Origin of the sequence: Pedobacter steynii (genome assembly GCF_900103665.1) — a bacterium.
GTDB lineage: Bacteria > Bacteroidota > Bacteroidia > Sphingobacteriales > Sphingobacteriaceae > Pedobacter > Pedobacter steynii.
The window spans coordinates 288239-314757 of sequence record NZ_FNGY01000008.1; the positions used below are offsets into that span (position 1 = coordinate 288239).

The 26519-nt window shown below is 42.4% G+C and carries 21 protein-coding genes; 5 read left to right on the top strand and 16 right to left on the bottom strand.

Going from position 1 to position 26519, the window contains the following annotated elements; all coding sequences use genetic code 11:
• Window positions 1-254: 254 nt before the first annotated feature.
• Together BLQ87_RS22610 and BLQ87_RS22615 are read left to right on the top strand one after the other, a co-directional pair.
• Window positions 255-1274 (top strand): LacI family DNA-binding transcriptional regulator, encoded by a 1020-nt coding sequence (locus BLQ87_RS22610; protein WP_074611184.1) that lies wholly within the window; start codon window positions 255-257, stop codon window positions 1272-1274.
• Window positions 1275-1353: 79 nt separating this feature from the next.
• Window positions 1354-2433 carry a phosphotransferase enzyme family protein gene (locus BLQ87_RS22615; protein ID WP_074611185.1) on the top strand — a complete coding sequence of 360 codons (1080 nt, stop codon included), beginning with the start codon at window positions 1354-1356 and terminating at the stop codon, window positions 2431-2433.
• Here the strand turns inward: BLQ87_RS22615 and BLQ87_RS22620 are convergent.
• The 8 genes from BLQ87_RS22620 to BLQ87_RS22655 all read right to left on the bottom strand — a co-directional run bounded on the left by BLQ87_RS22620 (window position 2378) and on the right by BLQ87_RS22655 (window position 14465).
• Window positions 2378-4075 carry a GMC oxidoreductase gene (locus tag BLQ87_RS22620; RefSeq protein ID WP_074611186.1) on the bottom strand — a complete coding sequence of 566 codons (1698 nt, stop codon included), beginning with the start codon at window positions 4073-4075 and terminating at the stop codon, window positions 2378-2380. The genes BLQ87_RS22615 and BLQ87_RS22620 overlap by 56 nt on opposite strands.
• 12 nt (window positions 4076-4087) lie before the next feature.
• Entirely contained in the window at window positions 4088-4585 is a 498-nt protein-coding gene (locus BLQ87_RS22625) for a gluconate 2-dehydrogenase subunit 3 family protein (protein ID WP_074611187.1), read from the bottom strand.
• A gap of 18 nt (window positions 4586-4603) precedes the next feature.
• Window positions 4604-7174 (bottom strand): outer membrane beta-barrel protein, encoded by a 2571-nt coding sequence (locus BLQ87_RS22630; RefSeq protein ID WP_143010525.1) that lies wholly within the window; start codon window positions 7172-7174, stop codon window positions 4604-4606.
• A 135-nt stretch (window positions 7175-7309) separates the two neighbouring features.
• A complete protein-coding gene (locus BLQ87_RS22635) occupies window positions 7310-8512 on the bottom strand; it encodes an SGNH/GDSL hydrolase family protein (RefSeq protein WP_074611189.1) in 1203 nt (400 codons plus the stop codon).
• 45 nt (window positions 8513-8557) lie between these two features.
• The gene (locus tag BLQ87_RS22640) at window positions 8558-9775 is read right to left on the bottom strand and encodes a hypothetical protein (protein ID WP_245723909.1); all 1218 of its coding nucleotides are present in this window, start codon (window positions 9773-9775) and stop codon (window positions 8558-8560) included.
• A gap of 48 nt (window positions 9776-9823) precedes the next feature.
• Window positions 9824-13183 (bottom strand): DEAD/DEAH box helicase, encoded by a 3360-nt coding sequence (locus tag BLQ87_RS22645; RefSeq protein ID WP_074611253.1) that lies wholly within the window; start codon window positions 13181-13183, stop codon window positions 9824-9826.
• A 53-nt stretch (window positions 13184-13236) separates the two neighbouring features.
• Window positions 13237-13821, bottom strand: a complete 585-nt coding sequence (locus BLQ87_RS22650; RefSeq protein ID WP_074611191.1) for an O-methyltransferase — start codon at window positions 13819-13821, stop codon at window positions 13237-13239.
• 92 nt (window positions 13822-13913) lie between these two features.
• Window positions 13914-14465 carry a 5' nucleotidase, NT5C type gene (locus BLQ87_RS22655; protein ID WP_074611192.1) on the bottom strand — a complete coding sequence of 184 codons (552 nt, stop codon included), beginning with the start codon at window positions 14463-14465 and terminating at the stop codon, window positions 13914-13916.
• Window positions 14466-14557: 92 nt separating this feature from the next.
• Here BLQ87_RS22655 and BLQ87_RS22660 point away from each other — a divergent pair, with 92 nt between their 5' ends.
• Window positions 14558-15307, top strand: a complete 750-nt coding sequence (locus tag BLQ87_RS22660; RefSeq protein WP_074611193.1) for a DeoR/GlpR family DNA-binding transcription regulator — start codon at window positions 14558-14560, stop codon at window positions 15305-15307.
• 30 nt (window positions 15308-15337) lie between these two features.
• On the opposite strand, the gene BLQ87_RS22665 is transcribed toward BLQ87_RS22660, so the two are convergent.
• The 8 genes from BLQ87_RS22665 to BLQ87_RS22700 all read right to left on the bottom strand — a co-directional run bounded on the left by BLQ87_RS22665 (window position 15338) and on the right by BLQ87_RS22700 (window position 24433).
• On the bottom strand, window positions 15338-16963 hold the full coding sequence (locus tag BLQ87_RS22665; protein WP_074611194.1) for an NADP-dependent glyceraldehyde-3-phosphate dehydrogenase: 1626 nt from the start codon (window positions 16961-16963) through the stop codon (window positions 15338-15340).
• Window positions 16964-16996: 33 nt separating this feature from the next.
• The gene (locus BLQ87_RS22670; protein ID WP_074611195.1) at window positions 16997-18364 is read right to left on the bottom strand and encodes an MFS transporter; all 1368 of its coding nucleotides are present in this window, start codon (window positions 18362-18364) and stop codon (window positions 16997-16999) included.
• A gap of 39 nt (window positions 18365-18403) precedes the next feature.
• On the bottom strand, window positions 18404-19063 hold the full coding sequence (locus BLQ87_RS22675; protein ID WP_074611196.1) for a bifunctional 4-hydroxy-2-oxoglutarate aldolase/2-dehydro-3-deoxy-phosphogluconate aldolase: 660 nt from the start codon (window positions 19061-19063) through the stop codon (window positions 18404-18406).
• A 39-nt stretch (window positions 19064-19102) separates the two neighbouring features.
• Entirely contained in the window at window positions 19103-20128 is a 1026-nt protein-coding gene (locus tag BLQ87_RS22680) for a sugar kinase (protein ID WP_074611197.1), read from the bottom strand.
• Between the two features lie 6 nt (window positions 20129-20134).
• The gene (gene uxaC / locus BLQ87_RS22685) at window positions 20135-21535 is read right to left on the bottom strand and encodes a glucuronate isomerase (RefSeq protein ID WP_074611198.1); all 1401 of its coding nucleotides are present in this window, start codon (window positions 21533-21535) and stop codon (window positions 20135-20137) included.
• 122 nt (window positions 21536-21657) lie between these two features.
• Window positions 21658-22464, bottom strand: a complete 807-nt coding sequence (locus BLQ87_RS22690) for a hypothetical protein (RefSeq protein WP_074611199.1) — start codon at window positions 22462-22464, stop codon at window positions 21658-21660.
• A 582-nt stretch (window positions 22465-23046) separates the two neighbouring features.
• Window positions 23047-23802 (bottom strand): arylamine N-acetyltransferase family protein, encoded by a 756-nt coding sequence (locus BLQ87_RS22695; RefSeq protein WP_074611200.1) that lies wholly within the window; start codon window positions 23800-23802, stop codon window positions 23047-23049.
• A gap of 10 nt (window positions 23803-23812) precedes the next feature.
• Window positions 23813-24433 carry a helix-turn-helix transcriptional regulator gene (locus tag BLQ87_RS22700; RefSeq protein ID WP_074611201.1) on the bottom strand — a complete coding sequence of 207 codons (621 nt, stop codon included), beginning with the start codon at window positions 24431-24433 and terminating at the stop codon, window positions 23813-23815.
• 444 nt (window positions 24434-24877) lie between these two features.
• Between BLQ87_RS22700 and BLQ87_RS22705 the strand changes: the two genes are divergently transcribed.
• Window positions 24878-25387, top strand: coding sequence for a DUF2480 family protein (locus BLQ87_RS22705; protein ID WP_074611202.1), 510 nt, complete (start codon window positions 24878-24880; stop codon window positions 25385-25387).
• Window positions 25388-26515 (top strand): efflux RND transporter periplasmic adaptor subunit, encoded by a 1128-nt coding sequence (locus tag BLQ87_RS22710; protein WP_074611203.1) that lies wholly within the window; start codon window positions 25388-25390, stop codon window positions 26513-26515.
• Window positions 26516-26519 lie beyond the last annotated feature (4 nt).

Here is a 26519-nt window from a genome sequence, read left to right on the forward strand (position 1 = left end):
TTATTGACTATTGTAACAATTGTATGGCTATTTTGACCAAAATACTTGCATAATTTGCAAAAACAGCGATATTTTGTTCGGTAAAACCTGTTTTTTATCCGAAAAATATCGCTTGAAATTTAAATCCGGGCTTTTATTTTCAAGCAAACGTTTGCGCACATTTTTCTAAACAGCGAAAGATTTAAGACCTCATTGCAATTGTTTTTTTAAAATTATTCAAGGTTATTGAAAGTTTATTCTAATATTTGAATATCATGTCTGATAAACCTACCACGATAAAAGAAATAGCCAAAATACTTAAGATTTCGGTTTCCACCGTCTCAAGGGCTTTAAACGACCATTCCAGTATCGGTTTAACAACAAAGATGAGGGTCAAAAAGCTTGCTACCGAGCTAAATTATGAACCAAATCAGAAGGCGATACAGTTTCTTCAGGGCAAGTCCCATATTATAGGTGTCATTTTACCGGAATTATCTGAATCTTTTTTTTCCACTGCGATTAGCGGAATTGAGGATGTTGCGTATAAGCGAAATTACACCGTTTTACTTGCGCAGTCGCACGACGATGCCGAACGTGAAAAATTGCTGGTCGAAAAAATGAAGACGCAGCGTGTAGATGGCTTATTGGTTTCGGTTTCTAAAACCACCAGTACCTACGAACATTTTGAAATGTTCAAAAAGCTGAACATTCCTGTGGTATTTTTTGACAGGATCCCTCCTATCAAGGACATTCACTATGTGGCTTCCAACCTGGAAAACGGAACCTATGAAGCAGTTAATTTCTTATTGAAAAAAGGGCACCGGACTATCGGAATGATCAATGGACCTACCACCCTGGTGGCCAGCCATGAACGGAAAGAAGGCTATATAAAGGCTATGATTTCCAACCGATTAAAATTCGACCCCTCTCTGATCGTTAGCTGCGACCTGTCTGAAAGTGGCACCATCGACGTGATGAATACCATGTTAAACCACAGGCGTAAACCCACTGCAATAGTTACCTTTAATGACTACGTGGCTTTATTCGCCATGAGGTATACCCGTTCGCTGGAACTGGAAGGGATAGATTTTGTAAGTTATGCCAACCTCCCGATTATTAACTACATGGATTATACGCCAATAGCCTCTGTAGAGCAGTTCCCATATAAACAAGGTAAGAAAGCAGCAGACATTTTAATAGACCTGATCAACCGCCCAAAAAACGAAACAGGAACGGAACAGGCTTATTTTAACGTAGTTGTAGAATCAGAATTGATAGTTCCAACGCCTAAGTAATTTTGCGCAAACGTTTGCTCAATGGTTTAATGACTTAAATAATTACGTTTGAATTCTATAACCAATTCTGATAAGACGCATGTTTGAAAATATTTTACCATTGTATGGCCTGAATTCTGATGAGACTACTGTTAACCTATTCGGCGATGGCCTGATTAACCATACATGGAAAGTAACTGCAGGCGGGCAGAGCTACATTCTGCAAAAAGTAAATACCGACGTATTTAAGAACCCTTCAGATATCGATAAGAACCTTTGTTTGTTAAAAGATTTTTTAAGCAAAAAAGACCCTGACTATCTGTTTGTATCTCCTGTAAAAGCATTATCAGGTGAATCCTTGTTGAATACACCTTCCGGTTATTTTCGCTTGTCGCCATTTGTAGAAGGGTCACTTTCTTTAAATGCGCTGACAAAAGAGGACGAGGCCTATGAAGCTGCAAAGCAGTTTGGAAAATTCTCCAGCTTGCTGGCAGATTTTGATGCAGAAACACTCAACATTACCATTCCCGATTTCCATAACCTGAGTTTAAGGTATGAGCAGTTTAAAACTGCCTGTGCAAATGCAAACCCGGAAAGAATGGAGAAAGCAAAGCAATATGTAGATTTCATCAATGCACATCAGGACCTGGTGGCTACTTATCTGAGTATTGTAGACCATAAAGAAGTGCCATTGCGGGTGATCCACCACGATACCAAGATCAATAATGTCTTGTTCGACAAAGACTATAAAGGCATTTGTGTGATTGATCTGGATACAGTGATGCCTGGTTATTTCATTAGTGATGTGGGCGATATGATGCGGACCTATCTATGTGCTGCTACTGAAGAAGAAACCGACCTCAGCAAAATCAGCATCAGGAAGGAATTCTTTAAAGCCGTATATGATGGTTATATGGAAGAAATGCAAGACGTACTAACGGACACCGAGAAACAATACTTTAGCTATGCCGGCAAGTTCATTATCTACATGCAAGCCATTCGTTTCCTGGCAGATTACCTGCAGAATGATATCTATTACGGCGCTAAATACGAAGACCATAATTTTAACAGGGCAATCAATCAAATCACCCTGTTAAAAGAATATATTAAAATTGAGAAGGAGCTTACAGCTCCCCTTTCTTCATCTGCTGAACCGCATAATCAACAGCACGCGCAGTAAGCGCCATATACGTTAATGATGGGTTTTGTGTGGAGGTAGAAGTCATACAAGCCCCATCAGTAACAAATACATTTTTACAGTCGTGCAACTGGTTCCATTTGTTCAATACTGATGTTTTAGGATCATGCCCCATCCTTGCACCGCCCATCTCATGGATGTCCAGACCAGGAGCCTGTCCGCCATCATTTGGCTTGATGTTCTTAAAACCCGCCTCGGTAAACATTTCTGTCATCTGCTCCAGGTAGTCTTTTTTCATCTTTGCATCGTTGTCATCGTAATCTACAGAAATACGCAGCAGCGGAATTCCCCATTGATCCTTTTGATCTTTATCCAGCTTCACGTAATTGCTCTTCTTAGGAATGGTCTCCCCCATCATGTGTGAGCCCACCTGCCAAGGACCCAGGTGCTTATTGAGCAATTGGGATTTTAAATCGGTGCCCATGCCTGAGGTATCCCTTTCTGGTGATCTGTAAGCAGAAAAACCTGCTGCATAACCCCGTTTGAAATCCGTTTCCTGTTTCAACAGGTTCCTGAAGCGTGGGATATAACCACCATCAGAAGGATTTCTGCCGTCGGTTGTAAATTCCTTTAAACCTTCGTATTCCGCACTGATCCTCGCGCTATAGTTATGAAAAGCAACATATTTACCCAATACCCCACTGTCATTTCCCAGGCCATTTGGAAAGCGGGAAGAAGTAGAATTTAAGAGGATCAGATTGGTATTAATAGCAGCTGCATTTACAAAAATAACCTTTGCAAAATATTCAGTCACCTCTTTTGTATTGGTATCCACCACCCTTACACCGGAAGCCTTACCCAGCTTTTCATCATAGATCACAGATTCCACTACGGAGAAAGGTTTTAAGGTCAGGTTTCCCGTTTTTGCGGCCCAGGGTAACGTAGAAGCATTGCTGCTGAAATAGCCACCAAAAGGACAGCCACGCTGACATAAATTCCTGTTCTGGCATTTCCCCCTGCCCTGGTCAAAATGCACCTGCCTGGGCTGCGATAAGTGTGCACAGCGTGAGCTGATTACATGTCGCCCTGTATATTTTTCTTTCAGTGTTTTCTTAAAATAATCTTCTACTGCATTCAATGGGAAAGCAGGTAAAAAATCACCGTCCGGCAATTCTGCCAGGCCGTCTTTATTACCGGAAATTCCGGCAAACTGCTCTACATAACTATACCAGGAATCCAGGTCTTTGTGCCTGATAGGCCAGTCGACCGCGAAATCATCTCTCAAAGGGCCTTCAAAATCAAAGTCGCTCCAGCGTTGTGTCTGCCGGGCCCATAGTAAAGATTTTCCACCCACCTGGTAACCACGGATCCAGTCGAAGGGCTTCTCCTGAACATAAGGATGTTCTTTGTCTTTCACAAAAAAGTGCATGGCATCTTCCCGGAAAGCATAACACTTGCTCACGACAGGATTTTCTTTGCGTATGGCGAGTGTCAACTCCCCACGGTGTTCAAATTCGTATGGATATTTATTTGTTGTCGGATAATCGATCAGGTGTTTTACGTCCCTTCCCCGTTCCAACACCAATGTTTTTAATCCTTTTTCTGTAAATTCTTTGGCGGCCCATCCACCACTAATGCCGGAGCCAATGACGATGGCATCATAAGTATGTTGTTTCTTTGACATGTTCTCTTTTGATTAAGCGGTTTTAACAGGGAAATAACCGTTGTATCTTCCCGGAACCAGTTCCCAGATCACCAGGTTGCTCATTACATATTTGGAATTGAGGTAGCCACCGATGGTACGTGATTTCATAATGGCGTAAAAATCGCCAACTTCTTTCGCCAGACCTGGTTTCCCGGAATTGGCTTCGATGAGTTTCTCCTTTAGCTCCGCTCCTGCTAATCCTTCGAAAGCCTGCAGCCCTTTTAGGAAAGATTCCTGTTCTTTTTTGTCGTAACAGTCATCCAGCATTTTTAATACAAAAAGGTGGAGCTTCAGGTCCTTGGCACCAGGAGTATTTGTTTTAGGAATAATCAGCTCTGCGATCTCTTCCAGTAATTTTTCCTGTGTGGCGGAAATATCCAGGTGCTGCAGTTGAATGGAAACCTTGCCCTCCTCTCTTAGACAGGAAGGTAGCAGGGCCATGGCCCCTGCAAATATCAATACTTGTTTTATCGCTAAACGTCTGTTCATTGGTTAATCGTGTGTCTGCTAATGTAATCCAAAATCCTGAAGTCTCATAGAAAAACCAAGTAAGAAAAACCGGGTCACCCCGTTCGTCCGGCTTTCTGTGACCGCATTGTCGGAAAAAGTCCTGTTCAGGCCATTGCCCTGATTCAGGAGGTCATTTACCGCAAATGTTATCATTCCTGTTCTCTTTTTGAAAATGGTTTTTTCTATTCCTGCATTGATCAGCAATGGATTGTTTGCCGCAATGGAATATCCGCTGTTGATCCTTTTGGAGCTATTGAAATTCAGGGTCCAGGATTTGCTGAGGATGAACCTCGAGTAAATGTTGAACGCCCAGGTTTCTACATTTCTGGTCTGACCGGCGTTGCTTAAAGAATAGGTGTTTGCGTTCAATCCATAGCTCGCCTGTGCAGTCATGCTCAGTTTCTCGGTGTTTGCGGAAAAGCTGAATTGCTGGTTATAATTAAACCTTTTGCTGAAACTCTTCTTGCCATTGGTAAACAACACATCATTGGCACGATCCAGATTTCCATTCAGGGCAAAAGCAAACCTGTTTCTAGAAAAGGGGTAAGACAAGGTATAGGAAGTTCCGATATTGTAATTCCCGTTTGCATTCACATACCTGGTTTCCTGTTTCAGGTTGTTTAAGCTATCACCGACCAGGACCACATTCGCGACCACCTGATTTTGGATCAGACTGGTGTTCAGTCCGATCTGGAAAGAAAGTCCCCCAGCTGGATCAAAAAGGCGGTAATCTACATTTGCATTGTGGTTGAAAGAAGTTTTCAGATTCGGATTTCCGATAATCACATTTTGCAGGTCTCTGGTATCGGCTACAGGTTGTAACTGCTGGAAATCGGGCGCATTACTGGAACCATTATAGTTTCCACTGAGCGCCTGCGAGGGCGAAATCACGAAATTAAGGTTCCCCGAGGGAGAGAAATTCAGGGTGTTCTGCCGGATCCGGTCTGTCCGGCCCTCATAGCTTCCCTTTAAAGAACTGGGCTGCAAAGAAATTCCCGCAGTATAATTCAAACGCTTTGAACCGTATCTATAGCTGACCCGAAAATTATTATTGAGGAAGGTGGAATGGTAAACATTACTCAGTGAATCTACAAAACTAATGACCCCATGGGGATCTCTCACCCGCGTCTGTAAACTGTTATTGGTCGAAGATAAAGAGAAAACGTAGTTAAAGTCGATGTTTTTTGTGCTCACCGTATCATCCGCACGATTGAGCGGTTCACTAAAGCTGACGCTTGCGGTAAGCTGATCATTGGAGCTCTTGTTGTCCACAAGACGGTTCAATAAACTATCCTTTATAAAAGCACCCGTCTTCTGATCATAGTAGCCAATTTTGTTCATCATATCCTGATCGCTTTTTGAACTTCCTAAAACACCTGAGAGGTTCACATACATGGTCCTTCTTTTTTTTGCAAAATTTTTCCCCCAGCCAAAATTACCGTTCAGACTGGGATTGTATTGATTGGAATTGCTGCTGTTGTACAGGTCCTGCCTGATGGCCCCTTTCTGAATATTTTCGGAACTGCTGTTCGTTCGCCCGTTAGAAAAACTTCCGTTTAAAGAGGCGGTCAGGAATTCTTTATCATAATTCCCTTGCAGGTTCAGGTCGAAATTATGTCCGCTTGACTTCGACTCCGAAGCATTGTCGTTCGTCGTATATAAGGTTCCCAATGGATTAACACGTTCTATATAATTGAACTGCTTATTTTCATTGAGGTTATGGTTAAAGGCATAATTGGCTGATCCGACCGTTCTTTTGCTGAGGTGATTCCGGTAGTTTCCGGAAGTATAAAGCCCCCTGGTAGATCCTGCGCTGTTATTGGTGTTGTTCAGGTTGGCATTCAGCCCGATTTGTTTGTCGTCCTTCCATACATTGCCTGAGGTCTGGAAGCCATACCGGTTATTTGTTCCTCCTTCTACGCCGGCATTGCCAAAAGTCCCCCTGTTTCTTCCGGGTTTAGTCACCAGGTTGAGGATTTTCTTTGGTTCTCCCATTTTTATCCCGGTAAGCTTAGCTTCATCCCCATAATCATCAACTACTTGTATATGAGAGAACATTTCTGCGGGCAGTTGTTTAATGAATTCCTTTACATTTCCGGTAAAAAAATCCTTACCATTGACCCTGATTTTAGTCATCTCCTTTCCCATTGAAGTCACCTTTCCCTTCTCGTCCACTTCGACTCCCGGCAACTGTTTCAGCAATTGATCCACATGGTCCCCATCACGAACCTTATAAGCAGCTGTATTGTATTCCAGTGTATCTTTTTTGACCTTCATGGCCACAATCTTTCCTTCAATCACCACCTCTTTCAACATTTGGGTATCCGGTCGCAACAGAATCGGTTTCAACTGAAGCGTGTTTTGTCCTGATTTAAAGGAATGGGTGCTTGAGGCAGGGCGGTAACCTATACTTCTGATGAGCAATGAAAAATCCGGAGATTGAAATTGATCAAAAGAAAACTTCCCATCTTTATCCGTATTGGTACTCAGGGTATCTTTACCGGCAATCATCCGGATATTTGCACCTGGAATGGCTTGCTTAGTACTGTCAGTTACACTACCCTTCACCACCAATTTTAGCTGGGCGCTTAGTTTAAGCCCGGAACATAACAAGATGATAAGAAATAAGAAAATCCTCCCAGCAATACTCAATTTAATTTCAGTTTGTAGCCTTAAAGCGACTAAGATAGAGAAAATCGATGGTTAGTTGACCAGGAAATGAACAATACGGCAAGCATTTCCGATACTTTTTTCATTTTTATGATCACTGATCCGAAGCTTTAAGATGTGGTTCCCTTCTTTCAGGTCAGAACCAAACAGGACATACCAGGGTAAATGTAAGGACTTGCTCCATTGGGTATATAAATCCAAGTCTTTTTCCGGGCCGTTATCTATCGAATAAGTGACTATTCCGGCATCTGCACCGGATATTACCGACATCCCTACCGCATTGCCCTTAAAGTTCAGTGTTAATGTCGCAGCGGGGCTATTGGCGATCAGCATTGGAACATGAACAAAGCCCTTGCGCGTTCCAAGCCCATCTGCAGGAGTCCAGTCGCCCTCCAGTTTCCATCCATCTGAATATTTGGCGGTTGCGATATCCTGATAATGTCCATGCTCAAAATTGCCTTTGATCATTGGCTTTGGCAGAGAAGAAACCTTCGCTTTTTTTCCGGCCATTAACGCCGCATCCTCAAAGTTAAGAGATAACATTGTCCTGATGGTTTTCGCATAAACTCCCTGTCCGAATGGAGAGGGATGCAGGTCTTTAAAATCTTTCTCCCAGCTGAATTCCTTGTTTTCCATCCGGTCCCTGACCTCTTTTGCGAGGTTAATAGATGGCAATCCATAATGGCTGGCTATGCGTTCATGGTTGGCAATTGAAACCGGTGTTTTTCCTTCATTGTAAGCTCTTGTTTTATCCGGATCTGCAAAAGACATCAGCACAATGTCCATATTGGGTTGATGTAACCTTGCATGTCTTACTATCCCTTCCAGCGAGCGCAATTGCGTCAGGCTATCGGTACCATTCACCTCGTCATTTACAGCGGCTTCCAAAAATAATAAATCTACTTTTCCGGAATCCAGGACATCCCTTTGCAGGCGAAAAGCATGCGGTAAGCTCCCCAATGAAGGAATGCCCGCTGCGATAAAATGGAAGGAAGTATTGGGAAAACGTTCCCGTAAGGTATTGCAAACGGAATCCCGCCAGCCCGGAGCATTGGTGATCGATCCACCAAGGAAGGCAACAGTTGCTGATTTCTGATGATTAAAAGCCCGAAAAGCATTCGGTAACCCTTTTCTGGAGGAGATATAATGGCGGTTGTCGAGCGGAGTAACCTGTCCCTCAACATCATTTAAAAAGCACAGTCCTGCCGATAAAAAAAATAATAGTCTCTTGATCATAAAAGTGTATCCCCATTAAGTTAAGGCCTTTTAAATATAGCTATTTTAATGATTCGGGTCGTATTGATATACGATTTGATAAGGTGTGTTTCTCAATTTCGCAGAGATTACACCAATTGGAAGGTCCTCTTTTTGAGGGGTAGGTTCGCAAACGGAATATAATTTCCCTTTGTAAACGATGGCATTGCCGATCGGCTTATCAAACTGAACCGCCATGGTGATGTGTGTAGGATATAACATCGCAATCATGGGCAGGTTATAAATTTCTTTAACCAGGTAAAAGAACAACGCTACCCGATCGTCACAGTCACTATGACTGGCAAATAGGGTCTCTTCGGGGGAAAGCCGTTTCTCTCCCCCATAATTGGCCTGATCATCCTCATATAAAAAGGCATAACGTGTGAAGCGCATTAAATAGTCCACCCCTTTTTTCTGGTTCATTCCTGCTACATTTTTTTTAAGCAGGGGAATCAGCGAGCCATAGGTTTCTTTGCTCAATGGGATGTTAAAATAACTTTCAAAATCTACACCTGGATAATTGGCAAAGATGGCTTCTACATCCCTGCTCAGTTTAATGTTAAAGTGGTAAGCCTTATGCTTATAGACGAATTCCAGTTTCTTTTCAAAGTAATTGTCCGGTTTGAAATCAGGCAGTTTAGTCACCTTATAAGAAAAAGACTTTGTAGCCCCGGCAACTGCAATCGATACCGGAATGGGCGGGTCCTGATTCAGGTCTGCTTTGGGATAGTCATGGTAATTGAGACACATAAATTTCTTCTGATCCACCATAAAGAATGGAATATCTGAAATGTTTTCATCATTAAAAATGTAGAAGATGATTCTGTCTTTACTGATGGCCAGCCTGGCATCATAGCCTGACTTTGCTAAAAAGAACCATTTATATAAGGTATAACGGCTGTAATTATCTCCTTTAGGGCTAATTTGCTGGGCAGTTCTGCGGATCAGCTGATAATACAACCAATCGTTCAGGTCGTACCTTTTCCGGTAAGCCAGCAGAGAATCTATGATCGGTTGGTAATCAGCCGAATTCAGGCGTTCGTAAGCGGATCTGATCGACCGTTCGGAAAGCTCCGGAGCCGGGACCATTACCGAAGTATCAATTTCTGTATTGAACGTTCCCTGATAAAATTCAAAAGCAATCCCCTGCTTACCCTGGCCAAAAGCATTTGTCAAAGTAAGCATCAGAAATAGCGTCCCGAAAATTTTAAGCATACGGTCCATAAGAATTACTTCGCTTAACATTAAATATACATAAAATTCACCTTAAATTAATGTAATATTTATGTCTTTTTAACTGAATAAAGCCAGCAGTTCTTTTTTGGTTAAGGATTTATAAATGGACGCATCAGTTTTGATCAGGTCCCGCACGAGGTCCTTTTTGGAAGCCTGTAGTTTCATGATTTTTTCTTCAATGGTATCCGGGCAAATGAGGCGTACCGCAATTACGTTTTTCTGTTGCCCGATGCGGTAGGTACGGTCAATGGCCTGATTCTCTACCGCAGGATTCCACCAGGGATCAACAAGGTATACGTAATCTGCCTGTGTCAGGTTTAAGCCCACTCCTCCTGCTTTCAAACTGATCAGGAAGACCTTGATGTCCGGATTGTCCTGAAAAGAGGCAACCACCGCTTCCCGGTTTTTTGTTTGCCCGGTCAGGTAAGCAAAGGAAATTCCTTTATGTTGTAATTCCTTTTTTATCAGATCCAGCATGCCAACAAACTGAGAGAAAACAAGAATCTTGTGCTGTTTGGATTTGTTTTCGATCTGCTCCAGCAATACCTCCATCTTCGCGGAAGAGCTGCCATAAAATTCATCTTCGCTCAACAATGCCGGAGAATTGCAGATCTGCCTCAGTTTGGTGATGCCTTTCAAAACATTCATCGTATTGCTGGCTACTTCTGCATCGGTCTGATTGGTCAGGTAATCGCGGATTTCCTTTTCATAACCATCGTAAACTTTACGCTGTTCCGCTTCCATTTCACAATAAATCACCATTTCTGTTTTATCAGGCAATTCTTTGGCCACCTGCTCCTTTGTTCTTCTTAAAAGGAAAGGATTGATCCGGTTTTGCAATTGTGTAGCAGCCCTCCGGTCCTTAAACTGGTCGATTGGCGTAGAATAAATCTCTCTGAAATACTGTTTGCTGCCTAGTAAACCAGGACAGGCAAAAGACAATTGCCCATAAAGATCAAAAGTGTTGTTTTCTATAGGTGTTCCTGTTAACACGACTTTGTTTCTCGATTGGAGCAGGCGAACGGATTTATACCGTTGGGATTCCGGATTCTTAATGGTTTGTGATTCGTCAAGAAAAATATAGTTAAAGCGATATTCCTTCAAAAACCTGACATCGGTAAGTAAGGTGCCATAAGAAGTAATGACCACTTCATACTGATCGAAATCGCGGTGGTTTTTGATCCGGTCTGCGCCATAGATCGTCAGCACTTTTATAGAAGGGGCAAATTTGGCAATCTCCTGTTGCCAGTTAAAAATCAACGATGCCGGGACTACAATCAGATTGGTATTGTGTGCTGCTTTTGTTCTTTGAGAAAGGATAAAAGCGATGATCTGTATCGTCTTCCCTAAACCCATATCATCCGCCAGGCAGGCACCAAAGTTAAAGTCATCCAGGAAGTTCAGCCAGTTTAAACCCTGCTTCTGATACGCTCTTAAGGTGGCATTCAGACCTTCCGGTACGGCAACCTCAGTAATGGTGTCTGAACCTGAAAGCCTGGTTTTATAAATGGCCAGCTGATCTTTCACCGATTCATCCAGGAGCTGGTCTTCGTACATCTCTTCGATGGCCGTAAAACTGATCTTGGGGGTTTGGATGTGCTCTTCTACGACTTCCCCTGCATTGAAATATTTGGTAAACTTCCCGATCCATTCATCCGGAAGGATGCCCAGGGTGCCGTCGTCCAGCTTTACGAACTTGTTTTTATTACGGATAGACTGGTGCAGGTGCCTTAATGAAACGACCTGATTGCCGTATTTAAGCTTTACAGCGGTTTTAAACCAATCGATTCCACTCATCACATTGATGGAAATATTGGCTTTATGCTGGTTTAAGTTGTTATTTTTTAACTGATTGAAACCCAGTATGGTAATGCCTTTATTCCGCCACTCTTCAAAGGCATGGAGAAACCAGTCATTTTCTAAAAGCCGGGTTTTATGGAGGTAAAAGCAATCGTTGCTTTCCAGTTGTTCCTCAAAATAAGGATGTTGTCTGACTACATTGGAGGTAAACTGAAGCTCGGTTGCCGCATCTCTGGATAAGGTAAAAAGATTACCGTTTCTGTCCTTTGACCGGATTTGTTTCCTGGATAAAACCGGAATTTCCAGGTCTCCATACCTCATCACCGGAGTGAGCAATACAAAATCATCAGATTCAGAAAGATAGATGAGTTGTTCATTCTCGAGGTCAAAACCCTTTTCCTCGATCTGTTTTTTCGTCGCTGCTTTCAGGTAGTCATAGGTCACTTTAACCCTGTTTTCCAGCTTGGAGAGAATGTCCTCCTGGAAAGCTTCAAATTTAGAATGGTGAATCAACATCCGGTCATGGTGTTGTTTGAAGAAGTCAATCACCCTTAAAAAATCAGGATTGTCAATCAAATGAAGGTCGCGGTTCATTTGGATAAAATAATGATACTTCAGCTGGATCTGATCCAGCGCATAATCATTCCCATCCAGTGTTAGCTTTCCCGATACTTCATAAAATTCCTGCTTTTGACTCACATGTAGACTCATGTTCGCAGTTCCGCTTTTTAATTTTATGGGTACAATGGAGCTTGCAGTTAGATTGGTTGACACTTTAGCATCATGAAGAAAGACATTCAGCTTTAAAGGGTTCTTTGCCAGTGCTTTTAAAGCGTCCAGATCTGAATCCGTACGTTCTGAATTGTAGTTGTTTTGAAACTTCAGTACCCCACTATAGAATTTCAACTCCTCCCTACTTTCTGTCTTCCAGAGCAAATCTGAGGGATTTATGGTATTTATCGGGTTTTTAAACTTTCCCTCAAGGGTGATTTGTGCCTCAATCAACTCCAGTGTAAGGTGGCTGTAAAAGCGGTGTTGCCCAAAGACCAGTCCCATTTTATGGTTGGCTTTAGCAGCCATTGAAACGGGCAATTGTAAACCTTGTTTTGGCAGCAGGGTATTTCTAAGCTCTTGTTTGATTTGCCCGTTTAATGGAAAAAGCTCCTTTCTGACCGTATTAATCTTTGTACTCCCGTTATCATATTCCAATTCAAAAAAATCAGAAAGGTTTTCTTCCTTTTCCAGGCCATAATCTTTGGCCTGAAGCCTCATCTTTTCCCCGCGTAATTTCGAGTCAAAGAAAAGCCGGATCGCCGGACGTTCCATCATATTGTGCAATACCTGGGTCTGATGTGCACACAATTTATTGCTGATGTCCGCGCAGCCGCAAGTCAGAATGGTTACGTTACCGCTTTGTGTAACGCCAACTCCGGGAAAAGGAATGCTGCTGCCAGGATGACTAAAGAAAACAGCATCAATGCGGATGTCTTCCGGAAGCAGGTCGTAATATCCCCTAACCCCGGTATCCGGTTGCTCATTGACGTGTTTTAATATGAATAAGGTGGTTAATTCTGAAAAATCAAAATCTCTTAAAATGTACTCTTTTTTAACATCCATTTCCTGCGGCAGTTCCAAATGCTAAAGGTAGTGAGAAAAAGAATTTAACCTGACTATCTGTCTTTTTTTGTTGCAATAACCAATCCGGTTGCCCAGCATTGTTTGGTGATCAGCAGGTCTTCTCTTTTTTCCAATACTTCCAGGAGCTTCGTTGCTTTATCTGCATGTCCTTCCGGCCAGTTGTCCTGTGGCAACATATCGTCGATGATGTAAAAGGCACCCGGTTTGAGCATCCCGATCACTTCGTCGAGCATCAGGTATTTCCCATGCCAGGTATCGGCAAAAATATAATCGAATTTTCTGTCGCTGTTTTTTTCCAACCAGTCCCCTCCATCCGTACATTCCAGATTCAGTCGCTGGTCGCTGCCTAAGAAATCTCTGGCAATGGCTAAAAACCGCTCGTCATTGTCTATGGAAATCAGGGATGAGGAGTCGTCCATCCCATCTAGGATCCAGGAAGTCGACAATCCTGTTCCTGTACCCAGTTCCAGAAAATCACCGCCTGGTTTTGAACCCGCCAGTGTTTTGAGCAGGGAACAAGTCAAAACATCAGAGGCCATTGAAAATTCTGAATCTATAGTTGCGTCATTAATGGCAACATAGGCCTTCGGGTAGGCCTGTCTGATTTCTTCTATCATCGCTAAAGGGGATCTGGTTTAATTACTAAATGGTATTTATTATAAAGGCAGAAGATAGTAAAATAGAATAGAAAATGAAGCTTATTTGAACGCTAAGCGTCGATTAAGTTTTCTTTTTCCAACAAAGTCAATACATCTGTCCAGCTTTTCACCCGCACATGGTGATGTTGATTCACATTATGCGAAGCATCAAACATAATTGCTTTCCCTTTACAGAAATCCAGATTTTTACAGTGATCATCAATCAGATAATCGGTAGCAATCAGACTCTTGTCTCCACAGAAAATGATATTCGTCCAGCTGATGAATGGAAAATGTTCTGCCAGCCATTCGTGTTTTTCTTGTAAGCACTGCGGAAATTCCATTGCAGCGGATACAATATATACCTCATATTCTTCCATCAACTTCGTCACTGCCGCCACTGCCCCCTCCATTACAGGAATCGTCCTGAAGAAGCCAGGTGTATATACGTATCTCTTAATCGCGGTTTTATCAGGAAAGCCTTCTGGTTCTAAAACACCAAGTCTTTCTTCCCTTGATACCCTAACGCCAAACTCTTTTTCGTACCAGTCCATGAATTGTTGTTCTATATCTGCAAGAACCCCATCCATGTCAATTCCAATTGTCTTTTTTATCTTCTCCATGTATTTTTCGTAAATTATTGCAACAAATATAGCAATATTTTGCAGTATATTGCAATATGTAAGGTGATTTAAATCCTTATATTTGCAACAATATGATAAAGGAAGAACGATTACAACTGATCATAGAACATATCCGCAAAGAGCGAAAAGTTCTATTGGGTGATTTAAGCACGTTATTAGAGGTTTCTGAAGATACCGTAAGACGTGACATTAAAGAATTATCAGACCAGGGTTTGCTTAAAGCCGTTCGTGGCGGTGCAATTTCCCGCTCTCCTATTCCGCGACATTTTCGTGAACGTGAGCATTATGATGTGAGTCATAAAGGTATTATTGCAGAAAAGGCAGTCAAACTGATCAAAAACGGGCAAGTCGTCCTGTTTGATTCCGGAACTTCAGTGCTTGCAATTGCGACACTTTTACCGCAAGATCTGCAAATTACCGTGATTACCAATAGCTTTCCTGTCGCCTCTGTGCTGGAAGACCATCCCTGCATAGAAGTGATTTTCCTTGGCGGAAGGTTGAACAAATCTTCCTTCTCCACTTCTGGTTTTGAAGTGATCCAGACGATCAGAGGCATCCGTCCGGACATTTGTTTTTTAGGCATTTGTAGTATTGACCTGATCTCCGGCGTTACGGGGATCAATTATGAAGATTGTCAGGTTAAAAAGACAATGGTAGAGACTTCTAAGCAGATTATTGCACTCGCGACAGTAGAAAAGCTGGGGACCACAGAACCTTATTACATCACCAGCATGAGTGATATAGATACGATTGTCACCGATATTGCCCCTGACCATGAAAGCCTTAAAGCTTATAAAGATGCAGGAATCAGACTGGAATAAACCATCTGGTCCCTGCAAATACCTTTTGTATTAAAACAGATACCTGGTACTTAAGAAATTAGAACTGTTACCTTCCACAATTTCGTTGATCAGGTGTTTGTTGTTTTCATTTAATTTCGTCGCCACCAGGGAACGGATGGAGAATGACCGCAAGGCATCAACTACTGATAATGTACCTTCGGCACTGTCTTTTCTTCCCGTGAACGGAAATACATCCGGCCCACGCTGACACTGGCAATTGATATTTACCCGACTCACCTGATTCACCAGTGGATCAATTAATGCCGCAATCTCTTCTTCGTCATTGCTAAAAATGCTGACCTGCTGACCGTGAGTGGATTCAATCAGGTAATCGATTGTTTCTTCCAGATCGTCGAAAGGAACTACCGGAATTACCGGGCCAAACTGCTCCTCAGTATACAGCTTCATTTGTTTGTTTACCGGATAAACAATTGCCGGGTATACAAAAGATTCATTCACTGCTCCCCCATGTTCATTGATCACTGTTGCACCATTTGCAATCGCATCGGCGATACATTCCTGCAGGTAAGCCGGTTTATGTGGCTCTGGCAGAGGTGTTAAAGAAACGCCATTTTCCCAGGGCATTCCAAATTTCAATTGCGCTACTGCTTTGGTTAGCTCCTTTAGAAAGACATCCGCCAGTGTGCGGTGAATAAAAATAATCTTTAAAGCCGTACAACGCTGCCCGTTAAAGGACAAAGCGCCCAGTACGGTTTCCTGCACTGCCAGCTGTACATCTGCTTTGGCCGTGATGATGGCAGCATTCTTGGCATCCAGGCCCAGAATAGCCCTCAAACGGTTTACTTTTGGATGTAATTTCTTTAGCTCATTTGCCACCTTACTGGAACCAATCAAAGTCAGCACATTGATCTGACCAGATTTCATCAGGTCAGGAATGATTTTATTTCCCCGTCCATAGATCGTATTGACCACACCTTTTGGAAAGCAATCCCGAAAGGCTTCCAGTAAAGGATAATGTAATAACGTTCCGTGTTTAGGTGGTTTAAATAACAAGGTATTCCCCATGATCAACGCCGGGATTAACGTGGTAAAGGTCTCATTCAATGGGTAATTGAAAGGCCCCATACACAATACAACGCCCAAAGGAGAGCGTCTGATTTGCGCCACGATTCCCTGCTCAATACTAAATCTGGACGACTGGCGGTCGAGGTCTTTCAGGGCATCTATCGTTGCATGAATGTATTCTACTGTCCGGTCAAACTCCTTGACAGAATCTGCATAAGATTTGCCAATCTCCCACATCAGTAATTTCACGACGATTGCTTTCTTCTCTATGATCCTGCCTGTAAATTTCTCTACACAGCTGATCCTGTCGCCGACACTCATGGTTGGCCATTCGCCTCTTCCATTGTTGTAAGCGGTTACTGCGGCATCTAATGCTTCAGCGGCTTCCTTTTCGCTACATAAAGGATAAGTCCCAATCACTTTGCGCTTCAGGCCCTCCGGGGTCTTCAGACAGATTGGCGACAATACTTCATGCACTTCTCCATCCCATGCACGTAGCTCACCATTACTCAGGTATTCCCGTTGGTGAACCTCCTCTTCTAATTTAAATTCCTCCGGAACCTGATGTGTTTCCACAAAGATGGCCTGGAGCTGTTCATTAAAATTCATAGTCATATGGTCGGTTAGGTTAATCTTACAGATTTATAAATCAGTGATCGGCGCGTATTTTGGAACAAGGAATTTCATTACTACCCAGGCCAGTAAATAAGCCACAGCGCAAATCGTAAACATAATGGTATAGCCGGTTTGTGTATGTCCTAATAGTTTGTAATGATCGAAGAGTGCACCGCCTAATTTCGACATCACCACACCGCCCATGCCACCAGCCATACCGCCAATTCCAATCACTGAGGCGATGCTTTTCTTAGGAAACATATCGGAAACAGTGGTGAAAATATTTGCCGACCATGCCTGATGTGCAGATGCACCAATTCCAATAAGGACTACAGGAATCCAGAAACTGATGTGCCCTAAGGGTTGTGCTGCCAATACCACTAAAGGGAATAAGGCGATGACAAACATGGCACGCATACGGCCATCATAAGGCGAATATCCTTTTTTAATGAAGTACATCGGAAACCATCCTCCGCCAATACTTCCAATCATGGTCATGCTATACAATACGGTTAAAGGCATCATGATGTCTGTTCCCGTCAGGCTGTACTGTACTTTAAGGTAAGAAGGGAGCCAAAAAAGGAAGAACCACCAAACCCCATCGGTCATGAACTTGCCGAAGGCAAATGCCCAGGTTTGTCTGTAACCTAATAATTTAAACCAGGCCACTTTTTCAGTTGCAACGGTTTCTGTTACCGGTGCTTCCTCCTGCTGATCACTATTGATATAAGCCAGTTCAGCTGCGTTCATCCGTTTCTGATTTTCTGGCTTATCATAAAAAACATACCAGAAGCCCAACCAGATAAAACCAACTGCACCTACAATGATAAACGCAGATTCCCATCCCCATACTTTTGCAATCCATGGCACTGTTAGCGGCGCTAAAATGGCCCCAACATTGGCCCCGGAGTTAAAGATTCCGGTAGCGAAAGAACGTTCTTTCTTTGGGAAGTACTCTGCCGTCGCTTTAATCGCAGCCGGAAAATTTGCAGATTCACCAAAAGCCAGGACTGCTCTTGCCAGGATAAAACCGATCACGGAAACCGGTACCATACCCAATCCAACCCAACTGATCAGGGCAGCTGCACTGACACCGATGGGTACCGCAACGGCATGCATGATGGCTCCTATAGACCAGATGATCAGGGCAATGATGTATCCCCATTTCGTGCCTAAACGGTCTACAAACCTTCCTGCGAAGAGCATGGAGATGGCATATACAAATTGAAATGCCGCTGTGATATTGGCATAGTCGCTATTGGTCCAGTTAAATTCTTTCTCCAGCATGGGATGCAGGAGGCTCAACACCTGACGGTCAAGGTAGTTGACTGTGGTTGCAAAAAACAATAATGCACAGATTGTCCATCTGTAATTACCCATTTTAGTCTCTTTCATTATATTTGGCTTTGGTTGGTTAGGTCAATTGGCTGGGCATTATCTGCCCGATTTTACCAGGTCAATTGTCTTTCTGGTTAAGGTATCTAATTCGTTATAATCTTTGTTCTCTAATATTTCTTTGCTGATCAGTTTGCTGCCCATGCCGACTGCACATACGCCTGATTTAAACCAATCGCTGATGTTGCGTTGTTCAATCTCCACACCGCCTGTCGGGATGAACAGCTGGCCTGGGAAAAGATCTTTAATCGCAGACATATAGGACGGGCCGAGAATGTTTGCAGGAAACAACTTGATCAATCCCGCTTTCAGCTGATGAGCAGTATTGATCTCTGTAGGCGTAAAACATCCCGGGATCCAGAGTAACCCTTTGGAATGAACCAATTCGCCTACTTCAGGATTTACAATCGGGCAAACGATAAAATGAGCACCTGCAGCGATAAAATCTTCCGCTTCCTTAACGGTTTTAATCGTTCCTATTCCCAGGTAAAGGTCTTGCATTTCAGTTTTAAGTGTCTCTATCAGCATGCTGAAGTTAGCCAAAGCAGCGGGACCGCGGTTGGTATATTCGAGTACCCTGATTCCCGCTTTATATAATGTTCTGATGATATCCAGACTCACCTGTGCATCTTCAAAATAGAATAATGGCAGGATCCCCTGATCTGTGATGGCTTTTAAAGAACTTTCTTTTGTTTTCATTTCTATATTTTTTACCGTACGTCTTATTTATTTTTCTGTTTAAAAAGTGGTTTCATAAGGTTGAACCACCTGTTGAATGTCTTCGATTTTTGTCGTGTTGAAATCAGTAGTTGTAAAGAGCTTCGCGAAGGCTGCTCTGGTGGCAAACCCAAGTATTTCTGCAGGAGGCAGCTGATGGTAAAAACCATAAATCAAACCTGCCATATAACAATCACCGCTTCCTATTTTTCCGCCGATCTTTTCTGCACGGTACTCTTTGGAAGTGAACAACTCATTATCCGTAAACAAAGTGCTGTAATATTTAACACCGGTTTTGAAATCAAACCTGAAGGTATTGGCTACCGCTGTACACTTAGGAAATACAGCAATAATCGCTTTGGAGGTTATGGTTGCCTGTTCCAGATAATTCTCTTTCAGGTCTGCTTCGACAAGCCCCTCAGGCACCGGAATGCCGAGCATATTTTCAGCCGCCCAGATGTTTCCCATGATAAGGTCGCAATACGGCGCCAGCAACGGCATCACCTCTATCGGATCTTTTCCATATTTCCATAGTTTACTTCTGTAATTCAAATCCAGTGAAATCCGGATATTCCTTTCGGAAGCAGCTTTTAAAGCCTCTTCACATACTGCAGCTACATCCGTGTTTAATGCCGGACAAATTGCGCTGAAATGAAACCAGCTGATCCCTTCAAAAACGGCATCCCAATCGATTACTCCTGTTTTTAAAGTAGAGAAAGAAGAATAGTTACGGTCGTAAATTACACCCGAATTTTTAAGGTCTTTCCCATTAGCGAGATAATATAAACCAATCCGCTCTCCCAGGTATTGCATCGGACTGGTGTCTATATTCAACTGATCCAGATAAGTAACCACCTGTCTGCTCAAAAAATTATCCGGTACCGCAGAGAGGTAAGCCGAAGGAACACCCCAAAGTGCCAAAGCAGCCGCCACATTCGCTTCTGCCCCTCCTACATAAAAAGGAAGGTTATTTTCTTTCAGCCAGGCTCCCTCTACATCCGGGGAAATCCTCAATAACAGTTCACCAAAGTTTAAAACCTTGCCCATATATCATTAAAAATTAAAATATTCTTTTGCATTGTTATAGCAGATGTCCTGAATCACTTTGCCAAGCCATTTCTGATCATCAGGCAATTCTCCATTCTCTACATCATCCCCAAAAAGATTACATAAAATCCTTCTGAAGTACTCATGACGGGGATAAGACAGAAAGCTTCGGCTGTCGGTAAGCATTCCTACAAAACGACTCAGTAAGCCCATATTTGATAAGGTATTGATCTGTTTGATCATCCCTTCTTTCTGATCAAGGAACCACCAGGCAGAACCCCATTGTACTTTTCCTGCAACCGTTCCATCGTTGTAATTGCCAATCATTGTGGCCATCAACTCATTGTCGGCTGGATTTAAATTGTACAAAATGGTCTTTGTCAGGCAATTTTGAGCGTCCAGTTTGTTTAAGAACCTAGACAATGCCTTTCCTTGCGGAAAATCGCCGATAGAATCGAAACCGGTATCCGGACCTAACTGGCTCAATAACCTGTCGTTATTATTTCTCAAGGCCCCCAAATGGTATTGTTGTACCCATCCTTTTTCGTGGTCCCATAAGGCAAACTGAAACAGTAAAGCAGATTTAAACTGACCAGCTTCTTCGATCGTTAAAGGAATCCCATTTCTGATCTTTCCATAAATATCTTTAATCTCATCGTGGGTATAATCATCGGCATAAATCCGCTCCAGGCCATGGTCGGATACGGAACAGCCATTTTCTGCAAAATAATCATGTCTTGATTTAAGCGCAGACAGGTAAGCATCCAGATCGTTTAATTCCTTGCCTGTTAAAGCCGAAAGCTGATCTATATATTTGTTCAGTGCCTGCTGATCATCTGCATTCATCGCTTTATCCGGACGGAATGCGGGCAAAACCTGGATGTCCAGCCCATCATTCTTTATTTTCTGATGGTGTTCCAGGGAATCTAAAGGATCATCGGTGGTACATAAGGTTTTCACCTTCATCTTGCGCAGCAAGTTTTGCACAGAATATTCCGGTGTCTGTAATTTAGCTGTACATTCTTCATAAATCCGCTCTGCATTTGCAGGCGACAACACTTCATGAACATCAAAATAACGTTGTAATTCCAGGTGTGTCCAGTGGTATAAAGGATTTCTCAAAGTATAGGGCACTGTTTCAGCCCACTTTTTAAATTTCTCCAGATCAGTCGCATTACCGGTAATGTAATGTTCGTCAATACCGTTTGCACGCATTGCACGCCATTTATAATGATCGCCATATAGCCAAACCTGAGTAATATTTTCAAACATGAAATCGTTTGCAATTTGATCCGGCATTAAATGATTATGGTAATCAATAACCGGCATCTGTTTTGCAAAATTATGATATAGCGTTTGCGCTGTCTTGGTCTGTAATAAGAAATTGTCGTCTAAAAAGTTCTTCACAATAATATTTTTAAATGTATTAATTTTTATAGATAAAGCGGCAAAATGTTACACCTCAAAAACAATTCTACATAATTATTATAAGGATTAACAGGCTTCAGCCGGAATTATTTGCGCAATCGTTATAGGCAGCTTTTGATCCAGTCGACCAGATCCCGGGCCGCGTTTAAATTGTCAAAAGTAACAGGAAGCTTCTTTCCATCCACATATTCATTGTAAAGCCATGGATCGCCGATGGCGAATACCGCCCCTTTGCCATATTTCGCAATGGCGATGACCTGATCTCCGTCCTTGTCCTTCAGGATGGATTTTGCTGCGCCGCTCAATGTAAGTGTGCTGTATTCTTTGATAAACAATTTCCTGGCCGTTTTAAAAAACGGATTTCCCGGTTCTATATCCATGCTCCCCATTTCAAATTCGTTTTTAACCACCCTCCCCTTGCTGTTCATATTGAACTGTATGCCAAATTGTTTAGCAAGCTGGTTGAGGTGTTCCAGGTCTGCATTTCCGGTATCGTTTGCCATCAGCAGCAATACACCGCCGGATTTGAGCCATGAAGTGATGGTAGAAATGTCATTTTCGTTTACAAAGCTGGGATTTGGATTTTCTTTTTCAATATCCGGATCAACAATGATGTATACAGAGGCTTGTTTTAAATTGTCTTTTGTCGGGGCGGACTTTAGCGTCTCTGTATTAAAGCCTTTATCCTTAAATACTCCTGCAAATAAGGAAAAACCTACACCAGAGTTTTCCTCCCATTTGTAATGCCAGGATTGTGCAATGCCATTTGCATCCTTCTTAATTTCGTTGTTAAAATAGGAGTCTAATAACACCAGCGGTTTCCCGGCCACCTTGGGCGCAGATTGGGCATAACATGCTCCTGTCGTGAGCAATGTAAACAAAACAGGGAAAATGGAACTTTTGCTCATATCCTGGTTAATTCTTTTGAATATTTGGTTAAAGCCATAATGAGGCCTGATACAAGTCTACAAAGATTTGACAGCTAATGAAACAAATGCATAGGAAAAAACTACGCAATCGTTAGCGTAAGTTAAGATGAAAACTCAGGTAAGCAGCTATCAGAAATTAATGGAAATGTTTGGTTTCCAGCTCGCTTAAAACTTCTTTCAGGATTTCCTGATCAAGGTGATCGGTATTTGCAATGTGAATTAACTCATAGATGGCTAAAAATGACTGGGAGAATATAGAAGAAATACCTAAATTATCTAACCTCCTGAAGCGGCTTCAGTAAGCTCAAAAAACCGCAGAAAAAAATCAGTAAAATCATGCTAAATTTCTTGAAATAAATCCGGTATATGATCCTCCTTACTGAGGTCTGGATGTTCTCATACTGAGTCCACAGTGAGTCCACGTTTTTGCAGGAAAAAGGTGGACCGAATATGGAGCTGCCCCGGACTCATTACGATGGCATCCCAGACACAGCGCGAAGCAATCTATGACTGGGTGTAAAATGAATATTTATGGTATAAAAAACAGCTGAAATGCAGTGTTTAGCGGGCGCTCAATTGTATGTTAAAATACTTCCAAAGATAATGATGAAATTCTGATACTTTTTCAAATTCTTTTTCCATCACCTCCTTCCCTTCCCGGATTTTTAACCGGTCTCCGGTAACGGTGATCCTGCCGTTTTCTGTAGCAATGGAGCAGATTTTTTTCTTTGTAAAACTGGAATTTTCACTCTTCTGGTGGTAGATACACATTTCCCTAAAGTCGTCGGGAATTCTGGCTATTTCAGTAAAAATATACTCGGGAATAAGCACATCATTTACCAGCTTTTTAACGATCAGATAGGTGTTGTCGAACATTTCCATTTGAAAATCACCATATCGGTCATGTTGTAAGGTATTCAGCATGATTTTTAAAGGTTCTGCGCTAAAATCTCCAAATCCGACATCTACAAGGTAACAATCGCCATCGATTTCTGCAAGGATTGCCATATGGTCAAACTCTTCCCCAAAACCTTGTTCTTTATTCGCTACCCTCCCCGAAATCAGTCTGACCTGAAAGCCGATATTTGTCAAAAGACCAAAGAATGCACCGTTCAACTCATAGCAAAATCCCCCTCTGCCCCTTTCTACCAGCTTTGAGAACGCATTTTCCATTTTAATTTCTACACCCTGGTGGATGTCCAGATTTTCAAAAGGGACATGGAGCAAATGTAAATATTGCAGCTTTTTCAACAAGTCAAGGGAAACGTTCAGGTCTCCCTCATAGTTTATTCTTTTCAGGTACGCAGAATAGTCCATATAGAAAATGTTATTTGCTAATTTCGGCAATACGGTAAGCGCATCTTCGGTCTCCGCTTACAATATGGTCCAGGCGACTGATTTGAACGTCATCACCCAGCACGTGTTTAAATATATTAAGTTCAGCAGAACAAAACCCCTGACAGCTTTTTGCAGCTGCACATATCGGGCAATGGTTTTCTATGAGCAGGTAACCTTCTTTATCCTTCGTATATTCTGCCATATATCCCTCGCGACTTCTGATTTCCGTTAATTTTGCAATCCGATCTTCCAGGCTAAAAATCGATTCAAGCTCGTTCAGGTAACGTGTTTTTCCTGATTGCTCACTAACGTCAATTACCGTTTGAAGGGCTTCTGCACCTAAGGTATCCCTCATGATCTCAATCAGTTTTACCGTAAGTTCCGCATGGGTATCAGGAAATTTGGCATTCCCAAGGGCGGTTAAGTTAAAAAACTGCTTAGGCCTCCCCACCCCCTGGGATTCATTGTAAGAACTCACCAGACCTTCTTCTGTAAATTTTAACAACTGCAATCTTGCACCCTCATTAGTTATTCCAAGTTCCTGAGCAATTGAAGCGGCCGTTAAAGCACCCCTGGTCTTCAATAACATTAAAAATCTGTTTGTCTTCATAATCTAATAAAACAAGTGTTTAGTTGTTTTATTAACAAAAGTACTAACTTTGCTGAACTTATCAAGGCTGAAACCCGATTTATTAGATTTTTCAGATATAACCTGTGATGAGTATAAAGATCTATTTACGTATTAAACAAAGGATTATGCCAATTAAACTACAAAAAACTATAAACATTTCTCCCTTTGCTTCTACCGGAGCCCCTTTCGTATACGTTGTTCCCTACTGGAACGTACTTTTCAAGTGTTCCCGAAAGCGGAAGCAGGCTGAATAAGCTCCTCACCGAAAATCCATATTTATAACTAAACGCATCGCATGAGCATGCATCATGATTACCCGGTTCCTGTAAAGGAATTCAACCGGGCAGGAATCCCTATGCCTTTAAATTAATCTTGCTAAAATACCGCCGAAGCCACTGTAGAATAAACAAAATCAATCAATCAATGGATACCATCATAAATAAAGTAGAACAATCAGGAATCGTCACACTCGACCTCTTGTCTTATAAACCATCAAAAACCGACTATTTCGTCTTTGATATGGTCCCTTACCTCTTTCATGGCTATCTGCTCCAGGAAAAATTATTCAGGGCAGAAATGGGGCTCATTGACTGGCATCAGTACCGCAATAAGGAAGTTGTGCTTTATTGCTCAAATGATGCCATCGTCCCTTACTGGGCTTATGTATTTATCGCCTCCCTTCTTCAGCCTCATGCTGCCTTTGTCTGTTTTGGAGCCTGGGAAGATCATCAGCAACTCCTATGGATACAGAGAATAAAAGCCCTGGATTATTCGATTTACGAAAACAAGAAAGTGGTGCTAAAAGCCAGTTCTGATGTACCTGAAGCGATCTATGTAGCCGCAACAGCAAAGTTAATGGAACAGGTTCAATCCCTGATGTGGGGTGAAGCCGGTTCCCCTTTAATGATTTATAAAAGAAAAAAAACAATATAAATGAAAACAACAATATTTCTATATCCGCTCTTCCTCACTGCAGTTCTCAGTTCCTGTAAACCTGCCCGGAACCAGGGTGCACAAAATGAGATCCCCCAATTCCCGACCCTTGTACTTGAACCTCAGAAAACGGCCCTTTCAGTAGAATATCCCGCTACCTTACAAGGAGAACAAACAGTAGAAATCAGGTCCAAGGTAGACGGGTATATCGAACAGGTTTATGTCAACGAAGGCAGCAGGGTACGCAGAGGCCAGCCACTCTTTAAGATTGATGCCAATAGCTATCAACAGGAAGTAAACAGCAGCAAGGCCGCTGTATTGGCTGCTGAAGCTAATCTGGAAACCGCTGTCCTCCAAAGCCAGAGAACAAAAGTATTGGTGGAACGAAAGATTGTAAATACTTTCGAGCTTACATCTGCCAGAAACGTAGAGCGGGTAAAAAGAGCGGAATTAAATCAGGCAAACGCAGCGCTATCCTCCGCCAAATCCAAACTCGCCTATACGAACATTGTTAGTCCGATAGATGGTGTACTGGGGAGCCTTCCTTATAAAATCGGCAGCTTGGTAAGCAGTACTTCTGAGGCAGCACTCACCACAGTGGCCAATACCAAAAAGATTTATGCCTACTTCTCCTTGAGCCAACAACAACTGGCTTCCTTTCTGAACAAATACGATGGACAGCAGGTAAATGATAAATTTAGAAACATGCCTGAGGTTTCCTTAACCCTTGCTGATGGAACAGTCTACTCGGACAAAGGAAAAATCGAGACTTTAAGTGGTGTACTCAACGCCAGCACAGGAGCTGCCAATTTTAAAGCAGTATTTCCCAATCCGGAAGCGAAACTCTGGAGCGGCGCGAGTGCCGTATTGAACATTCCTACCGCTGTTAATGAGGCAATCCTGATCCCCAAGAGCGCAACTTTCGAGTTGCAGGGCAAACATTTCGTATTTAAGGTGGATGCCGGAAATACGGTTCACAATACACCGATAGCTGTTATGGATGCCGTGACGGAAAAAGATTATGTAATAACCAGTGGTGTAAAATCCGGCGACAAGATCGTTACCCAGGGACTGGAGAATTTAAAAGACGGAATGAAAATCAAAACGGCTCCATCCTCAGCAAAATAAAAAA

Bases quoted from the DNA above. Each gene is read 5' to 3' on its own strand.
- BLQ87_RS22650 (WP_074611191.1), bottom strand. From the start codon at position 13,821: ATGATAGAAGAAATCAGACAGGCCTACCCGAAGGCCTATGTTGCCATT.
- BLQ87_RS22705 (WP_074611202.1), top strand. From the start codon at position 24,878: ATGGATACCATCATAAATAAAGTAGAACAATCAGGAATCGTCACACTC.
- BLQ87_RS22615 (WP_074611185.1), top strand. From the start codon at position 1,354: ATGTTTGAAAATATTTTACCATTGTATGGCCTGAATTCTGATGAGACT.
- BLQ87_RS22670 (WP_074611195.1), bottom strand. From the start codon at position 18,364: ATGAAAGAGACTAAAATGGGTAATTACAGATGGACAATCTGTGCATTA.
- BLQ87_RS22620 (WP_074611186.1), bottom strand. From the start codon at position 4,075: ATGTCAAAGAAACAACATACTTATGATGCCATCGTCATTGGCTCCGGC.
- BLQ87_RS22645 (WP_074611253.1), bottom strand. From the start codon at position 13,183: ATGGATGTTAAAAAAGAGTACATTTTAAGAGATTTTGATTTTTCAGAA.
- BLQ87_RS22635 (WP_074611189.1), bottom strand. From the start codon at position 8,512: ATGATCAAGAGACTATTATTTTTTTTATCGGCAGGACTGTGCTTTTTA.
- BLQ87_RS22700 (WP_074611201.1), bottom strand. From the start codon at position 24,433: ATGAAGACAAACAGATTTTTAATGTTATTGAAGACCAGGGGTGCTTTA.
- BLQ87_RS22690 (WP_074611199.1), bottom strand. From the start codon at position 22,464: ATGAGCAAAAGTTCCATTTTCCCTGTTTTGTTTACATTGCTCACGACA.
- BLQ87_RS22610 (WP_074611184.1), top strand. From the start codon at position 255: ATGTCTGATAAACCTACCACGATAAAAGAAATAGCCAAAATACTTAAG.
- BLQ87_RS22710 (WP_074611203.1), top strand. From the start codon at position 25,388: ATGAAAACAACAATATTTCTATATCCGCTCTTCCTCACTGCAGTTCTC.
- BLQ87_RS22680 (WP_074611197.1), bottom strand. From the start codon at position 20,128: ATGGGCAAGGTTTTAAACTTTGGTGAACTGTTATTGAGGATTTCCCCG.
- BLQ87_RS22640 (WP_245723909.1), bottom strand. From the start codon at position 9,775: ATGTTAAGCGAAGTAATTCTTATGGACCGTATGCTTAAAATTTTCGGG.
- BLQ87_RS22625 (WP_074611187.1), bottom strand. From the start codon at position 4,585: ATGAACAGACGTTTAGCGATAAAACAAGTATTGATATTTGCAGGGGCC.
- BLQ87_RS22655 (WP_074611192.1), bottom strand. From the start codon at position 14,465: ATGGAGAAGATAAAAAAGACAATTGGAATTGACATGGATGGGGTTCTT.
- BLQ87_RS22665 (WP_074611194.1), bottom strand. From the start codon at position 16,963: ATGAATTTTAATGAACAGCTCCAGGCCATCTTTGTGGAAACACATCAG.
- BLQ87_RS22695 (WP_074611200.1), bottom strand. From the start codon at position 23,802: ATGGACTATTCTGCGTACCTGAAAAGAATAAACTATGAGGGAGACCTG.
- BLQ87_RS22675 (WP_074611196.1), bottom strand. From the start codon at position 19,063: ATGAAAACAAAAGAAAGTTCTTTAAAAGCCATCACAGATCAGGGGATC.
- BLQ87_RS22660 (WP_074611193.1), top strand. From the start codon at position 14,558: ATGATAAAGGAAGAACGATTACAACTGATCATAGAACATATCCGCAAA.